The sequence below is a fragment of the Rickettsia australis str. Phillips genome, assembly GCF_000273745.1.
Lineage (GTDB): Bacteria > Pseudomonadota > Alphaproteobacteria > Rickettsiales > Rickettsiaceae > Rickettsia > Rickettsia australis.
The window spans coordinates 1-16,740 of the sequence record NZ_AKVZ01000034.1 but is presented as its reverse complement, the minus strand read 5'-3'; the positions used below and the strand labels follow the sequence as shown (position 1 = coordinate 16,740).

The following is a 16,740-nucleotide window of genomic DNA, read 5'->3' as shown; positions in this document are numbered from 1 at the left end:
AAGTGATTATGAACCAAGAATATATTAAGGTACGCGGTGCTAAAGAGCATAATCTAAAAAATATAAATGTTGATATTCCAAGGAATAAATTTGTTGTTATCACCGGTCTTAGTGGTTCAGGCAAGTCTTCTTTAGCTTTTGATACTATTTATGCAGAAGGTCAAAGGCGATATGTTGAAAGTTTATCTTCATATGCAAGGCAATTCTTACATTTACAAAATAAACCTAATGTAGAATCTATTTCCGGATTATCACCGGCAATTGCAATTGATCAGAAAACTACTTCTAAAAATCCGCGTTCTACGGTTGGCACTATAACGGAAATTTATGATTATCTTAGGTTATTATATGCAAGGGTAGGTGTTCCTTACTCTCCGGCAACCGGTCTTCCGATACATAGCCAAACGGTTTCTGAGATGGTAGATATAATTAACGAACTACCTAAAGGTACGAAAGTATATTTACTCGCTCCTATTGTTAGAGGACATAAAGGGGAATTTAAGCGTGAAATTATGAATCTGAAAAAGCAAGGCTTTCAGAAATTAATAGTTAACGGGGAAGTTTGCGAAATTGATGATTTGCCGAAACTTGATAAAAATAAGAAACATAATATAGAAGTAATCGTTGATAGAATAGTTCTAGACGAAAGTTTAGGTAATAGGCTTGCAGATAGCTTAGAGAGTTCGTTAAATCTTGCTGAAGGTATTACTTATTTGGAAATTGTAGAATTGCCGTCGGCAGTTAAGAGCGAGTTTAAAAAAAATCAGCGTATTACTTTTTCTGAGAAATATTCTTGTCCGGTATCGGGTTTTCAGCTTACGGAAATAGAGCCTCGAATCTTTTCTTTTAATAGCCCTTTTGGAGCATGTCCTAAATGTGAAGGGATAGGTAAAGAGTTTTTCTTTGATAGAGAATTAATTGTTCCGGATCAAAGAATTTCTATTAAAGACGGTGCAATAGTACCTTGGGGTAGTACATCTTCTAAATTTATCCTAGAGACATTAAAGGCTCTTGCCGATCATTATAAATTTTCTATTGAAGTACCTTTTGTAAGTTTATCACAAAATGTTAAGGATATTTTATTTGAAGGTTCAGGAGAAGAGGTAATAAAGTTTGAATTTCATGACGGTTCTAAAACGCAAATAATAAAACAATCTTTTGCCGGTATAATACCAAGTTTGCAAGAAAAGGACCGTACTATAGAATCGGTTTTAATTAAAGAAGAGCTAGCTAAATTTAAGTCAGAACATAAATGTACTGCCTGCTCAGGATTTAGATTAAAAGACGAAGCATTATGCGTTAAAATAGCGAATCTTCATATAGGCGAAGTAGTAGGTATGAGTATTGCAGCCTTGCAACAATGGTTTAGTAACTTAGAAGAAAAATTAAATAAAAAGCAATTATTTATTGCTGAGCGTATACTAAAAGAAATTACCGAGAGATTAAAATTTCTTATGAATGTCGGGCTTGATTATCTAACGTTATCACGAGAAGCAGGTACTTTATCGGGAGGGGAAAGTCAGCGTATTCGTCTTGCATCTCAAATAGGTTCAAGGCTTAGCGGTGTTTTATATGTACTTGATGAGCCGTCTATCGGTCTGCATCAACGAGATAATACAAGATTAATTGAGACGCTAAAAAGGCTTAGAGATCTAGGTAATACCGTTTTGGTAGTCGAGCATGACGAAGAAACAATGTATGAAGCAGATCATATTATTGATATAGGACCGGGAGCCGGTATTCACGGCGGTCGTGTTATTGCTGAAGGCAATGCTGAAGAAATAAAGAACTTTGAAGAAAGTATTACAGGTAGATATCTAAGCGGTCGTCAAACAATTAAAGTACCGTCTGAAACAAGAGTAGGGCATGATAATAGAACAATTGAATTACTCGGGGCGGTTGCCAACAATTTAGATAATGTTGATATCAAAATTCCGCTTGGTACGTTTACTGCTATAACGGGAGTATCAGGAAGCGGTAAATCAAGCTTGATGATTCATACTCTATATAAGGCAGCTTTAAAGCATTTAGAGCCGACTAGCAAAGTATTTCCAGGCAAATATAGAGAATTAAAAGGACTTGAATATATTGATAAAATTATCGATATTAATCAATCTCCGATAGGTAGAACTCCGCGTTCAAATCCTGCGACTTATACAGGAGCATTTACTCATATTAGGGATTGGTTTGTGGAATTACCTGAATCAAAAGCTAGAGGGTATAAAGTAGGCAGATTTTCGTTTAACGTTAAAGGCGGGAGATGTGAAGCATGCCAAGGTGACGGGCTGATTAAAATAGAAATGCATTTCCTACCTGACGTATATGTAAAATGTGATATTTGTAATGGTCATAGATATAATAGAGAAACTCTTGAAATAAAATATAAAGGTAAATCTATTGCTGATATTTTGATGATGACAGTAGAAGATGCGATGCAATTTTTTGAGAAAATCCCGTTAATCTATGAAAAACTAATTACCTTAAATGAAGTGGGACTAGGCTATATTAAAATCGGTCAATCGGCTACTACTCTTTCAGGTGGTGAAGCACAACGCGTTAAGCTTGCTAAAGAATTATCAAGACGTTCAACCGGTAAAACGCTTTATATACTTGATGAACCGACTACGGGACTGCATATCGACGATATTAATAAATTGCTGAAAGTTTTACATAAACTTGTTGATATGGGTAATACCGTTTTAGTTATTGAGCATAATCTAGATGTTATAAAAACAGCAGACTATATTATTGATGTTGGTCCTGAAGGCGGCGACAAAGGCGGTAAGATAATTGTATGCGGTACTCCTGCAGATATTGCTGCTTGCACGGCAAGCCATACAGGCAGATATTTAAAGCAATATTTGGAATAAGTCTAATGCTTATGGTCGTGGTGGTGGGTATAGAAGCCTAGAGAAGTAAGTGCATTTGAGAATTCAGAGTTAGGAGTTATTTCATTTGGTATTCCGCTGCAACATATGTGACCATTTAAGCATATCACTTGATCGGAGTTTTTTATTACGGTAAATAAATCATGAGAAATCATAAAAACCGTAATATTTAGCTTTTTACGAATCAGATTAATAAGCTGATAAAATTCCTGCTGGCTTGTTACGTCTAAAGATTGCAGCGGTTCATCTAAAATAATTAAGTCAGGATTATTAACTATTGAACATGCAAGAACTACCTTTTGAAACTGTCCTCCTGAGAGCTTAGAAATTTCTTGCTCTTTTATATGTTCGAAATCAATAAATGAGTTAATCTCTTTAATATTGCTATTAAAATTACTAGGTGCTAACAAATCTAAAAATTTTTTTACTGTAATAGGTAGATCAGGGGTGAATCCGAATTTCTGTGGTACATATCCGATTTTTAATTTGGAATCAATTATAATCTCACCGCTTGTCGGTTTTTCAAGTCCAAGCATTAATCGTACTATGGTGGTTTTACCTGCACCGTTAGGTCCAATTAAAGTAGTAATATTATTTTTTTTGACGGTAAAGCTAACATTATTTATCGGCAATTTATTACCGAATTTTTTAGATATGTTACGAAACTCGATGATAGGTTTTTCCAAGATAATATTTTGTGTTTAAAGTTTTATGTCATTCTTACGTGGATCGGTTGTTTCGTCATTGCGAAAAGAAACTGCAAGTTTCAATGAAGCAATCCAGTAAAAAATTCTGATTTACAGAATTTTCTTATTATTTTTCTGGATTGCCACGTCGCTTCGCTCCTAGCAATGACGGTTTAATGCAGCCTTCCGCAGGAATGACATTACGTAGAATAAATACCAATTATTTCAGTCTTAGCTAATAAATGTTTTTGTAGAGCTAATACTAAATATTGCTAGCATTCTCGTCAAGCTCAAGATAATCATTTAGAGCATATAGTTTAAAAAAATAACGATGAGGTTTGCCTGTAGGTGGATAAGGACCGCCGTATTTTTTTCTTTCCAGCTATTATTTAAAATTTTAATACTACTATCTCTTTGTCCTTCTGAAAGCTCATTAATAGAAGCAGGTATTATATATGATCCAATGATCTCATATACCCGTGCGGTGGTGCTATTTCTACCGGTGCATCCTGGTCATCCATTATAAGTGCAAAAGATTTAGTATTTGAAGGAGCATTATTCCATTCTAGATGCGGTGAAACATTTTGTCCTTTACAAGTAAATTTATCAGGAATGCGGTCATTATGTTTAAACGCCGTACTTGTTATTATGAAAGTCATAAATGCTCTCCTGTGTTGTTTATGTCATTCCTGCGAAAGCAGGAATCTAGACACTAAAAAGTATAACACATTAAATTTTTAAATTAAAAGCTCAAGATAATTTCGCTTTTTTCTGGATTCCTGCTTTCGCAGGAATGACATAGGGTACTTTTCGGTATGACACTTTAGTTCACAACTTGCCATTGTCCGTCAGGTTGGCGGCATGCGTTACCGTATGCTTTTTGTTGTTTTCCGCCTATTACAACTGTTTGAGTGTACTCACGGCAATATTGACCATTGCTATTTCTATAAGTTTTATTAGGTGTTACGTAACCATAATTGCCGTTATCCGGATTACGCCATTCTACGTTACTACCGCTAGGAGCTGTTTCTAAAGCTCTTTGTGAGGTGAGCTCTGCAAGTCTTCTATCTTGCTCATCCATACCTGCACCTATTTGTCCACCAAGCACTGCTCCAAGTAATGCACCTACACCTACTCCGACAAGCTGTCCTTTGCCCTTACCGAACTGAGAACCAAGTAATGCACCGCCGGCACCGCCAAGAAGTGTTCCTGTACCTTGTTTATTCATACCGCCCGGACTGTTACAGGCTTGTAACATAGAAGCTGCAAGAGCTATAATCATAATTTTAGATAATAGTTTCATATAATTCTCACTAAATCAATATATTATTTAATAAGTATATGGTTTTTAGAATTTTGTAAAGTATAAAACTCATTGAATTTTATATTTTCTTTGTTAAACTAACAAAATTAAATTGCAAAGATTTGTCATGGATACTAATAGCCGTAATCGGTTAATAAAATCAGCATCTTATTTATCGGTTACTACGGCATTAATTATTTTGAGTATAAAATTATACGCTTGGGTTGTTACCGATTCGCAATCAATTCTTGCTTCTTTAATTGATTCAATGCTTGATATAACTTCTTCCTTTATTAACTTAATAGCTTTAAGATTTGTCCTGCAACCGCCCGATCATCATCATCGCTTTGGGCATGAAAAAATGCAGGATTTAACAATTTTGTCTCAATCGATATTTTTCTTTGCTTCGGCTTTTTTTGTAGGCTTTTCTTCGGTTAAATCTTTATTTGAAAAAACAAAACCGGAGAATATTAGCGACGGTACTACTGTAATGTATGTATGTATATTTTTGACGGTTATTTTAGTACTTTACCAAACCTATGTAATTAAAAAAACAGGATCAGAGATAGTAAAAGCTGATAAGCTCCATTATTTTACGGACTTGCTTACTAATGTTATAGTAATTATCTCTATAAATTTAAGTGATTACTTTTGGTTTGTTGATCCATTATTTGGAGTAATTATTTCGTTATATATATTTCACTCTTCTTGTTCTTTATTTAAAAAGGCATTTAAAAATTTAGTTGATCACGAATTACCTGAACAAGATAGACAAAAAATTATCTCGATAGTTAATAACCATTTAGTGGTAAAAGGTATGCACGAAATGAAAACTAGATATGCCGGTCAAAAAGCTTTTATTCAGTGCCATTTGGAAATGGATGGCAATATGTCACTGTATAATGCTCATAAAATTAGCGATGAGATTGCTTTTGAAATATTGCAGGAATTTCCGGAAGCTGAAATAATTATCCACCAAGATCCTTTTGGAGTCGAAGAACACGTAAATTATCGTGAATATATTGTTAGATAAAGAAATGAGTTTCAATAACCTATTCATGGAGCAAGCTTTAAAACAAGCACGGCTCGCTTTTGATAAAAATGAAATTCCGGTCGGAGCAGTGATTGTAGATAGGTTAAATCAAAAAATCATTGTTAATAGTCATAATAATACCGAAGAAAAAAATAACGCTCTTTATCATGCTGAAATTATTGCTATTAATGAGGTGTGTAATCTTATATCTTCTAAAAATTTAAATGATTATGATATTTACGTTACTTTAGAACCTTGTGCCATGTGTGCAGCGGCTATAGCTCATAGCAGGTTAAAACGTTTGTTTTACGGTGCTTCTGATTCCAAGCATGGAGCAGTTGAAAGTAATTTACGATATTTTAACAGTAGTGCTTGTTTTCATAGACCGGAAATATATAGCGGAATTCTTGCCGAAGATTCTGGGCTATTAATGAAAGAGTTTTTTAGGAGGATACGATAATCATGGTAGAGCATGCTTGAGTGGATTATCAAGTATGCTTGATGTCATACCGTGGCTTAACCATGGTATCCATAAAAATAACTTAAAAATACTAATAAATCTTAGTATTTTTAGTTGGATCCTGCGATCAAGTCGCGGGATGACAAATGAAAAATCTGTCTACACACGCAAGTCTTCTGCAAGAATGATATAAAGAAGTAAGAAAATATGCTAAAACTATTAACCCCCTATTATTTTAATAAATTATTAAAGGTTATAATACCTATATTAGTTATATCTACTCTTGTAATGATGATTATAGGTCTTTATTTAGCCCTTATAGTTTCGCCGATAGATTATCAACAAGGTGAGTTTATACGCATTATGTATGTTCACGTACCTGCTTCTTGGATGGCACTTGGTATTTATGTTTTCATGGCAGCATGCAGCTTTAGTTATCTGGTATGGAAAACTACTATCAGCTATTTGTTAGCTGTAGCATCTAGTTATGTTGGGGCTATTTTTACTTTGATTAGCTTAATAACAGGCTCTTTATGGGGAAAGCCTATATGGGGAACATGGTGGGCTTGGGATGCAAGGCTTACTTCTATGCTCATATTATTTTTATTATATCTAAGCTATATTATCATAGTGAATAGTGCGGATAATATAAGAAAAGCACAAAATCCTGCTTCTATTATTGCTCTTATCGGACTGATTAATATACCGATAGTAAAATTCTCGGTAAATATTTGGTATAGCCTACATCAGCCTGCTAGTGTTTTAAGGCTAGGGAGTCCAACTATTCACTCTTCAATGCTAACGCCTTTAATTATCATGTTTATCAGTTTTATATTATATTTTCTATTAGTATTACTTTTAAGAACTTCTATATTAATCGACAAAATCAAAAACAGATAACAAAATGACTTATGTTGTAACAGATGAATGCGTAAAATGTAAATATACCGATTGTGTTGAAGTATGTCCTGTAGATTGTTTCTACGAGGGTGAATTTATGCTAGTTATCAATCCTGATGAATGTATAGATTGCGGTGTATGTGTTCCTGATTGTCCTATAGATGCTATCAAACCCGAATCACCGGAGTTAATAGAATGGGTAGAACGTGCAAAAGATTTTATAGAAAATAAAGGATGGAAAAATATTACCAAGAACAAGCCTGCCTTGCCTGATGCCGATAAATTTAAAGATGAGAAAAATAAGTTTAATAAATATATAAATAATATGAATTAAATATATGTGTTTATTTTGTCACAAAATTTTATAAAAGCTTTATTATATGAATCTAATTACCGATTAAATATAGAACTAAAAAATATAATATGTTATACATGCCGTTAGTAGAATGTTTAATGAGTTAATTATGAGGTGCTAACCATGAAAAAGTTACTTTTAATAGTTGCTACAAGTGCAACAATTTTATCTTCTAGTATATCATTTGCCGATGATATGGGTAATGATTGGTATTTAAGAATAGATGCCGGTGCAGCAATGTTTAATAAAGAAAAAGATAAGGCAACCGGTGTTAAATTAAAATCTAATACGACTGTTCCGGTTGATTTAGGTATAGGTTATTATATTTCCGAAAATTTTAGAGCCGATTTAACATTAGGTACTATCATAGGTGGAAAGTTAAAGAAATCCGGAGCTGCAACTAATGCACCTTTTACCGGTACTAACGTTTCAGCGAGCCATAAACCTACTATTACACGTTTACTTATTAATGGTTATGTAGATTTAACTAATTTTGATATGTTTGATGTTTTTGCCGGTGCCGGTGTTGGTCCTGCATTAATTAAAGAGAAAATTACATATAATGGTATAACAGGTCTTTCATCTAACACTAAAAACAGAACTAATATCTCTTACAAGCTAACTTTAGGTACTTCTGCACAAATTGCCGACGGTGTTAAAGCAGAACTAGCTTATAGCTGGATAGATGACGGTAGAACAAAAAGTAAGAATGTAATTTACCAAGGAACAAGTGTACCAACCGGTGGCATGCGTTATCAAAGTCACAACTTAACGGCTGGTATAAGATTTGATATATAATTAACAAGAATATATTAATAGTTTTAGGTAATAGACTAATGTCATATCGTGGCTTGACCACGGTATCTAGAAATACACAAAAAGACTGGATTCCGTGGTCAAGCCAGGGAGTGACATTAAGCGATAGCTTAGCAATGTGACTTAAAATTATTATCTAATATCGTGTTTACTAACAACTAATAAAATTTAAAGGAAAAATTTAACAATATGAAAAAATTACTTTTAATAGCAGCTGCAAGCACAGCACTTTTAACTTCTGGTCTTTCATTCGCTGATTGTGATATGAATTCTTCTGTAGATTCATCTACTAGTTCATCGATGTCATCATCTATGGAAAATCAATGGTATTTAAAACTTAATGCTGGCGGCGTGGTTTTGGATAAAACAAAACCTTCAAATAGCATTGTTAAGTTAAAATCCAATACAGGTTTTACCGGTAATATTGGAGCAGGTTATTATATCATGGATAATTTAAGAACTGATTTTACAATTGGAATGGTAACAAATAACCACATGAAAAAGTCTACAAATGTTTCTTCTAACTCTACTGTTACTACTGTACCATCAGTTATTTCAGCAGGTGGACAACTTATTATTAATGGTGTTGTGATTCCAGGAGGTGTGCTTACAAGTGGTCCTGATGGCACTACCACTACCACCACTGCTACTACAGTATCAGTAAAACATAAACCTACTATTGTAAGTGCATTACTTAATGGTTATGTAGACTTTATTGATGTAAGTATGTTTAAAGTGTTTGCAGGAGCAGGTGTCGGTGCTGCATTAGTAAAGGAAAAAGTAAATATTTTAACTAAGACTGTTGCTAATGATAATGTTATTAGTAGTACTAATTTTTCAGGAACTACTAAAAACAAAACTAACTTTGCTTATCAATTGTCTTTAGGAACTTTATTTGAGGTAGCACAAGGTGTGAAGGTAGAACTCGTTTATAGCTGGACAGATTACGGTAAATCAAAAACTAATACTAAAAATGTTGCCGAAAATAAGGTTAAATTTGGTGGAACCCGTTATAAAGGTAATAATTTAATGGCAGGATTAAGATTTGATATGTAATTAGATCTCAAATTTTTTGACAAGCTATTAACACGAAAAAGGAGCCTTTAATATTAAAGGCTCCTTTTTTTATTTGTGTGCTTTTTGTTTGTATGGATACCAAATCGTCATTGCGAGCGAGGAGCGAAGCGACGTGGCAATCCAGCAAAAATAATAAAAAAATTCTGTAAATCAGAATTTTTTACTAGATTGCTTCGTCGCATTACTACGTAATTCTTTTTGCAATGACGGAAAAGCAGGTCCACGCAATAATGCCTACGCGGGAATGACACGGTTGCACAAATTAACATTCAAGATAATAAGACTTTTGCAATAAAATAGAACAAAAACTGTCTGGTAGTATAGGCTTGACCACGGGGGATTCAGAAATATAACTTAAAATGCTAGTAATTTTAGCATTTTAAGCTGGATACCGCGATCAAGTCGCAGGTATGACAACTAAAAATTGATCTCATTTAAACAACACCATGCCTTGCAAGAATAGTATAAAGCGTCATCCTATCTTAGATTTTTCTTTGTAAAACGTTACATTCATTTTGTGTATTGCCGCAAAGCCTAAATAAATTTTAATACGTTCCAAAATAATATCTTGATAATAAGGTAGTTCTGCTGCAATGGTATTATCTTCCGCTTGTATAAACAGTGTGTTAATCTTTTGTTTTTTATAAGTATAGGTGGTGATTTTTAAAGGTAACGCTTTATTGCTGAAGTTAAACCCGACTATTTTAGTCCAGTTAATCATGATTGCAGGAAGCAATGGATGTTGTTTGGCGAATACACGTCTAACTATTTTATCAATATCCTCTTTAATTAGCTTCATTTTAATAAACTCTGCACTGTTAAAGTTATGACGGCTAAAGCAAGCATTATAGATATTATAGGAAAATGTAAAGATGTAACTGATATGATCATTAAAAATATATTACAAACTGCTATAATCGATACTACTTGTTTATGAGACTTACCTTTTTGTACTGCTTGTTGAAAAAAATGCTTTAGATGAGGCTGCCAAATTTTTTCTTTATTGAGTAGTCGAATTAATATGGTTAGTACGGCATCGGTAATGTAATATAAACTAGCAATAACACAAGCTATAAATAAATTAGTATTTGTAAGAGCAAGCAGGAGCAAACAAAGACCCGTTAAGAATCCAAGGCTAATACTTCCTACGTCGCCTAAAAATATTTTTGCTGGATGCCAATTAAATATTAAAAAACCACAAGAACAACCAAGAATAATAACATTTATACTAGCTATAAAATATGGGTTATCAATAATTGAAAATTGTAAAACACATAATATAAGCATAGTGCTAGATAGATGGATAGATTCCACACAACTCATACCGTCTATACCATCCATAAAATTATATATATTAATAAAACCGCTTAAAGCTATAACTAAAATAGAATATATTAGTATATGTACAGAGCTTAGCTGCGAAAAAAGAAAAATAGCAAAAGCTGCACAAATTAAGTGGACTATTAAACGAATTAGAATAGGTACGGCTTTTAAGTCATCTAAAAAGGAAATTGAGGCAATTATCAATAATAACGGTAATATTTTTATTGAATTAGCAAGGTTATTGCTCATTATATATTCAAACCCGCTCAAAGCAATTATTACGACAATTACAATAGCGAGACCGCCGCCGCGCGGTGTTATCTTATCATGAGAGCGACGACTACTAGGTACATCAACTAAACCGATTGCAGTAAGATATTTAGTTAATATATATGTTAATATAGCGGTGGCTATAAAAGAAAAAATAAATAATGTGCTATAGCTATTTATATTCATAGTAACATATTAGATTTAAAACTATAATATTTGTTATTACTTATAATGACGTGATCATGTACCATAATATTTACGGTTTGGTACGTCTCTACTAGCTTATTTGTCATATGAATGTTGGCTTTTGAAGGTTCAGGGCTACCGCTTGGATGATTATGCACACGTATAAGGCTTCTTGCTTCGTTAAATAAAGCTCGTTTAATTATCGCACGTGGATATACCACAGTTTGGTCTATAGTTCTTTGACTTAAAACCTCATCGGCAATTAAAATATTTTTCTTATTCAAAAATAATATATGAAATTGCTCGAGTCGCATAATTACCCATATTAACTTTTAAATAATCAATCAAAGAACTTCAAGAAGCAATAATATTTTTATTTATTATTTTTTGTTTCAATACTCTATTTATCAGCTCACGTATTAGAGTAAAATTAATATATAAATTTTCATTGGTGCCTTTAATATAAGTAGCCTTTCCTTATCAAGGTTCATTCAATCCGTAATATCAAAATGATCAAGTAATTTTTTAGCAAGAGGTTTTATGTCTTTCCGAGTGATAGCCGAACATAACATTACTGCAAGTAATGCGTAATCGGAAAAATGTTCTGCTCTAGCGGTAACGAAGCGTTCTTTTACTCTTTTACGGTGACCTATATAAGATGCGTACCTATTGCAGCATTAGACATCTTCCCAAACTTCGATTCTAGAGGTAATTTAGACGTCGAACCGGTAACTCGCATCCTCACGTACTAGCGTATGCGCTGCGGTGCTGCGCCGTGTCTCCTTTAAATTTCTCTCTATAAGCTGGTTTAGAAAGATGTCTATTAGCGAATTCTATCAAATTATTTTCTAACATTCTTTATGTTTATTCAAATTATAAATAAGTAAAATGTTGCTGATGTCATCCACGTGGAGGCAGTGAGTTGTTGCATGGATACCCGAACCGTCATTGCGAGGAGCGAAGCGACATGGCAATGTAGAAAATAATTAAAAAAATTCTTTAATCAGAATTTTTTACTGGATTGCTTCGTCAAATTACTTCGTAATTTTTCTCGCAATGACGAAACGACTAAACCATACAATCAACTTTTACCTTACAATTTAGTATGGAGGATAATCAAGTTTTTTAGGTGATAACGTAAATATTTCAAAGCCATTTTTAGTCACACCTATAGTATGCTCAAATTGAGCCGATAATGATTTATCACGCGTAGTAACCGTCCATCCATCTAGTTTACTTAATATAGTGTCATAATTACCAGCATTTATCATAGGTTCAATGGTGAAAAACATTCCTTCTTCTAACGTTAGACCTGTGCCGCTGCGACCGTAATTTAATATTGACGGCTCGTCATGAAAAACTCTTCCGATACCGTGACCCGTATAATCTCTAACCACAGAATAATTATGTTTCTCGGCATAACTTTGAATCGCATGTCCAATATCACCGAGTTTAGCACCGGGTCTAACTACTTCAATCCCTTTCATCATTGCATCATAAGTTACTTGAATAAGACGCTTTGGCTTAATTGCTACGTCACCGACATAATACATACGGCTAGTATCACCGTACCAACCGTCTAAAATTACTGTAACATCAATATTTACTATATCACCGTTTTTTAATGGTTTATCGTTTGGAATGCCGTGACAAACCACATGATTTATAGAAGTACAAATCGATTTCGGAAAGCCTTTATAATTTAACGGTGCAGGAATCGCATTATGAGAAGTAATAAAATTATGACAAAGGTCATTTAAACTATTAGTAGTGACGTTCGGTTTTACGTAACCAGTAATAAAATCGAGCGTCTCTGCAGCTAATTTTCCAGCTAGCCGCATCTTCATGAAATCTTTTTCCGTGTGGATTTTTATGGTCATGTTATATTATAAGTTTTTAAAATCGTTTATAGTATAACATTTTTTTCTAAGGTGTAAATTTCAAAAGTTGACATTAATAGATCATATTAAATTAGCTTGTCTAATTTACTTTAAAAATGTATTTTATGTTAAAATTTTTCAAAAATCACTTAATGCTATATTACATAAATAAAATTCTTTCAAACAATAAGGTACAAGCTGTTATCTTAGGGATAATCGGACTTGGTATTTTGACTGTTCTTACGTCATATAATATAGACGATCCATCTTTTAACTCGGTTACAACAGAATATCCTAGTAATTTAATCGGAATTGCCGGCTCTTATTTATCGGATTTTTTATATCAATTTTTTGGGTTGGCTGCTTTTATTATACCGCTTGCTTGCTTTGTTTGGGGAAGAAATTGTTGGTATGGAAGATATCGTGGCTCATTTATCCGTATGTTTGTAATGTTGCTTGCTCTCATTAGCAGTAGCACATTATTATCTAAGATTAAGCTAGAATTCATACCGGCAAATGCAGGCGGAGCTATCGGAATAATAGCTTTTAATTTTTTTGAGCGATTTACAAATCAGCTATACTTATTATTAATATTTTTTACCTTTATTATATTAGCTGTTTTACTTGAAATTAAATTTACTTCTTTAAGTACTTTTATTATTAAGCTAAGTAAATTTTTAACCTATCGGATACAATATTTTTTACATAATGTATTTTCAAGCTTGTCGTTGATAAGATTATTCCCTACTAAAAACAATGATAAGATAAATATAACTTCTTCTTACCAAAAGCCTGTAAGTGAAAAAGTCAAATTCACTGAAGAAGCGAGACCCATACCTGCAAATCCTATAAAATTCTTTAATAAATCCCCTGCCGCCCCTAAAATATCTCAAAGCGAAATAGCAGAATTGCCGCCTATTTCGTTATTACATGATCCTGAAAACCATCATGTAAAAGGGGTTTCTTCCTTAGAGCTTAAGCAAAAAGCTGAGGAGCTATTAACCGTGCTGAATGATTTTGGAGTTAAAGGGCATATCATTAATATCAATCAAGGACCGGTGGTAACTCAATATGAGTTTGAGCCGGCAGCTGGTACTAAAACATCAAGAGTAGTAGGATTATCTGACGATATAGCACGCTCACTATCTGCTTTATCAACAAGGATAGCGGTAATACCAGGCAAAAACGTACTTGGTATTGAGCTCCCTAATAAGCAGCGTGAATTCTTTTGTTTGAAAGAGTTGATAGAGACGCCTGAATACCAAGACAAATCAACTTTATTACCGTTAGTCTTAGGTAAAGATTTAGTCGGTAAGCCACTGATTGCCGATCTTGTGAAGATGCCTCACTTGCTTGTTGCAGGAACAACCGGTTCTGGTAAATCAGTTGGGATTAACGCGATGATAGTCTCGCTCTTATACCGCTATAGTCCTGAAGAATGCCGCTTTATCATGATTGACCCGAAAATGCTTGAATTATCGGCTTATGATGGAATACCGCATTTGCTAACTCCCGTAGTAACCGAACCTTCTAAGGCGGTAGTTGCTCTTAAATGGGCAGTTAAAGAAATGGAAAACCGCTATAGAATGATGAGCAATATCGGTGTTAAGAATATTGCAGGTTACAATGCAAAAATCTTAGAAGCGGTTAAAGAGAATAGAGTAATTGAGCGTTCGATTCAAACGGGTTTTGACCCTGAAACAGGTAAGCCTATTTACGAAACCGTTACGATGAATATGAAGAAACTACCTTACATTGTGGTTATTGTTGATGAGATGGCTGATTTAATGCTAGTTGCCGGTAAGGATATTGAAATGCTGATTCAAAGGCTTGCTCAAATGGCAAGAGCGGCAGGTATCCATATTATCATGGCAACGCAAAGACCTTCTGTAGACGTTATTACCGGTGTCATTAAAGCCAATTTCCCAAGTCGTATTAGCTTTAAAGTTACCTCTAAAATCGATAGCCGAACGATTTTAGGCGAGCAAGGATCCGAGCAGTTACTAGGTATGGGTGATATGCTATTTATGGGGAATACTTCAAAGATAAGTAGGGTACACGGACCATTTGTTAATGAAGCCGAAATCGAGAAAATTACGGAATATTTGAAAGAGACCGGTACGCCTGAATATATCTCTGCCGTTACCGAGCAGCCTGAAGAAGACGATAGTAGAATTGATATCGGTGACAGTACGTCTGATGAAGTGCTTTACAAAAAAGCCGTTCAGATAGTGCGTGACGAACGTAAATCTTCCATTAGCTATATCCAAAGGTCGCTTAGAATCGGCTATAACAAAGCTGCCAACTTAGTTGAGAAGATGGAGAAAGATGGAATAGTCTCACCACCGAATCATACAGGTAAGAGGGAGATATTACTGCCTGAGAGGTAAATGTTATTCTCGTATTCTTAATGTTATCCCCGCGAAAGCGGGGATCCAGTACTTTTAGTTGTCACCCTGTGACTTGACCACGGGGTCCATAAAAACAATAACAATACTAATAATTTTAGTATTTTTAACTGGATACGGTGGTCAAGCCACGGTATACTACTCAGTAGATTTCTCGAACCATGCAACAAGGTTCTGCCTCCGCGGGGGGAATGACATTTGCTATGCAACAAAGCTACCGCCCCTGCAGAATGCAAATGCCACATATTCATACTAAATTTGTAAAATATTGTATATAATTATTAATTATAATAGACATATTTAAAAAATTGTATTAAAATCACAACAGTGCTATTTAATTTTTATTAAGGTTTATATTATGGCGAATATTTCTCCAAAATTATTTCAAAAAGCAATTCACAAAAGTCTTAAAGCAGCTTTATTCACCACCTCAACCGCAGCGATAATGCTGAGTAGTAGCGGGGCATGGGGCGTTGCTGCGGGTGTTATTTCTGTTAATGATGCAGCATTTAGTAATCGTGCTGTTGCCAATAATTGGAATGAGATAACGGCTGGAGGAGCTGCTAATGGTAATCATGCTGACGGTCCTCAAGACAATGAGGCATTTACTTACGGTGGTAATCATACTATCACTGCAGATGAAGCCGGTCGTATTATTACGGCTATAAATGTTGCAGGTACTACTCCCGTAGCTCTAAATAGTACTCAAAATACCAGCGTCGGTTCTATTGTTACAGGTGGTAACCTGTTACCTGTTACTATCGCTGACGGCAAAAGCTTAACTTTAACCGGTACTAAGGCAGTTGCTGCAGATCATGGTTTTGATGCTGCTGCTGATAATTATACAGGTTTAGGGGCTATTACCCTAGGCGGTGCCACTGCAGGCTTAACTATACAATCTGCAACTCCAGCATTAATAAATCTTGCAGGAGCTATAGACGGTGATAACAATGATCATGGTGAAATAACTGTTAATACTCGAACAAGTTTTACCGGAGTAATCGGTGGGACCAAAACTTTGCATGCCGTAACGTTTAATAACGGTAATGCAGGCGGAGTCAGTACAGCAGGAGCAATAAGTGCAACAACAGTAATGATAGGAGAGGATGCAGGTAATGTTGCGTCAGTGGTACAAACCGGACTAATAACTGGAGC

The 16,740-nt window shown here is 34.5% G+C and carries 13 protein-coding genes and 5 pseudogenes; 9 read left to right on the top strand and 9 right to left on the bottom strand.

Translation table 11 applies throughout. The annotated features are described in order from the left end of the window. Nucleotides 1-8: 8 nt before the first annotated feature. Nucleotides 9-2,870, top strand: a complete 2,862-nt coding sequence (gene uvrA / locus A452_RS0106365) for an excinuclease ABC subunit UvrA (RefSeq protein WP_014412217.1) — start codon at nt 9-11, stop codon at nt 2,868-2,870. A 2-nt stretch (nt 2,871-2,872) separates the two neighbouring features. Here uvrA and A452_RS0106360 read toward each other — a convergent pair whose 3' ends face one another. From A452_RS0106360 to A452_RS0106350, 3 genes and pseudogenes are all read right to left on the bottom strand, one after another. Continuing rightward, on the bottom strand, nt 2,873-3,574 hold the full coding sequence (locus A452_RS0106360) for an ATP-binding cassette domain-containing protein (protein ID WP_014412218.1): 702 nt from the start codon (nt 3,572-3,574) through the stop codon (nt 2,873-2,875). 200 nt (nt 3,575-3,774) lie between these two features. Beyond that, nucleotides 3,775-4,233, bottom strand: a pseudogene (locus A452_RS12885) (YbhB/YbcL family Raf kinase inhibitor-like protein). A gap of 164 nt (nt 4,234-4,397) precedes the next feature. Continuing rightward, nucleotides 4,398-4,877, bottom strand: coding sequence for an RT0821/Lpp0805 family surface protein (locus tag A452_RS0106350; RefSeq protein WP_014412220.1), 480 nt, complete (start codon nt 4,875-4,877; stop codon nt 4,398-4,400). Between the two features lie 127 nt (nt 4,878-5,004). Between A452_RS0106350 and A452_RS0106345 the strand changes: the two genes are divergently transcribed. The 6 genes from A452_RS0106345 (at nt 5,005) to A452_RS0106320 (ending at nt 9,497) form a co-directional block, all read left to right on the top strand. Next, nucleotides 5,005-5,910, top strand: coding sequence for a cation diffusion facilitator family transporter (locus tag A452_RS0106345; RefSeq protein ID WP_014412221.1), 906 nt, complete (start codon nt 5,005-5,007; stop codon nt 5,908-5,910). After that, entirely contained in the window at nt 5,891-6,370 is a 480-nt protein-coding gene (locus tag A452_RS0106340; protein ID WP_014412222.1) for a nucleoside deaminase, read from the top strand. The genes A452_RS0106345 and A452_RS0106340 overlap by 20 nt, the downstream gene beginning before the upstream one ends. A 207-nt stretch (nt 6,371-6,577) precedes the next feature. Further along, nucleotides 6,578-7,270, top strand: coding sequence for a heme ABC transporter permease (locus tag A452_RS0106335; RefSeq protein WP_014412223.1), 693 nt, complete (start codon nt 6,578-6,580; stop codon nt 7,268-7,270). A 4-nt stretch (nt 7,271-7,274) separates the two neighbouring features. Next, on the top strand, nt 7,275-7,604 hold the full coding sequence (gene fdxA / locus A452_RS0106330; protein WP_012150138.1) for a ferredoxin FdxA: 330 nt from the start codon (nt 7,275-7,277) through the stop codon (nt 7,602-7,604). A gap of 144 nt (nt 7,605-7,748) precedes the next feature. Then, on the top strand, nt 7,749-8,423 hold the full coding sequence (locus A452_RS0106325) for an outer membrane beta-barrel protein (protein ID WP_014412224.1): 675 nt from the start codon (nt 7,749-7,751) through the stop codon (nt 8,421-8,423). A 207-nt stretch (nt 8,424-8,630) separates the two neighbouring features. Beyond that, the gene (locus A452_RS0106320; RefSeq protein WP_014412225.1) at nt 8,631-9,497 is read left to right on the top strand and encodes an outer membrane protein; all 867 of its coding nucleotides are present in this window, start codon (nt 8,631-8,633) and stop codon (nt 9,495-9,497) included. Between the two features lie 493 nt (nt 9,498-9,990). Here A452_RS0106320 and A452_RS0106315 read toward each other — a convergent pair whose 3' ends face one another. The 6 genes and pseudogenes from A452_RS0106315 to map all read right to left on the bottom strand — a co-directional run bounded on the left by A452_RS0106315 (nt 9,991) and on the right by map (nt 13,177). Then, nucleotides 9,991-10,317 (bottom strand): DciA family protein, encoded by a 327-nt coding sequence (locus A452_RS0106315; protein ID WP_014412226.1) that lies wholly within the window; start codon nt 10,315-10,317, stop codon nt 9,991-9,993. Further along, nucleotides 10,314-11,297, bottom strand: coding sequence for an MraY family glycosyltransferase (locus A452_RS0106310; RefSeq protein ID WP_014412227.1), 984 nt, complete (start codon nt 11,295-11,297; stop codon nt 10,314-10,316). The genes A452_RS0106315 and A452_RS0106310 overlap by 4 nt, the downstream gene beginning before the upstream one ends. Further along, a pseudogene (locus A452_RS08695) lies at nt 11,284-11,645 on the bottom strand (JAB domain-containing protein). The gene A452_RS0106310 and the pseudogene A452_RS08695 overlap by 14 nt, the downstream one beginning before the upstream one ends. A 6-nt stretch (nt 11,646-11,651) precedes the next feature. After that, a pseudogene (locus A452_RS10090) lies at nt 11,652-11,982 on the bottom strand (UPF0758 domain-containing protein). Then, a pseudogene (locus A452_RS10930) lies at nt 11,965-12,119 on the bottom strand (palindromic element RPE1 domain-containing protein); the annotation flags it as partial. The pseudogenes A452_RS10090 and A452_RS10930, both read right to left, overlap by 18 nt. 278 nt (nt 12,120-12,397) lie before the next feature. Further along, nucleotides 12,398-13,177 (bottom strand): type I methionyl aminopeptidase, encoded by a 780-nt coding sequence (gene map, locus A452_RS0106295; protein WP_014412229.1) that lies wholly within the window; start codon nt 13,175-13,177, stop codon nt 12,398-12,400. A 152-nt stretch (nt 13,178-13,329) separates the two neighbouring features. On the opposite strand from map, the gene A452_RS0106290 reads away from it, so the two are divergent. Together A452_RS0106290 and A452_RS08685 are read left to right on the top strand one after the other, a co-directional pair. Beyond that, a complete protein-coding gene (locus tag A452_RS0106290; RefSeq protein WP_014412230.1) occupies nt 13,330-15,567 on the top strand; it encodes a DNA translocase FtsK in 2,238 nt (745 codons plus the stop codon). Nucleotides 15,568-15,943: 376 nt separating this feature from the next. Further along, nucleotides 15,944-16,740 (top strand): annotated as a pseudogene (locus A452_RS08685) (autotransporter outer membrane beta-barrel domain-containing protein); the annotation flags it as partial.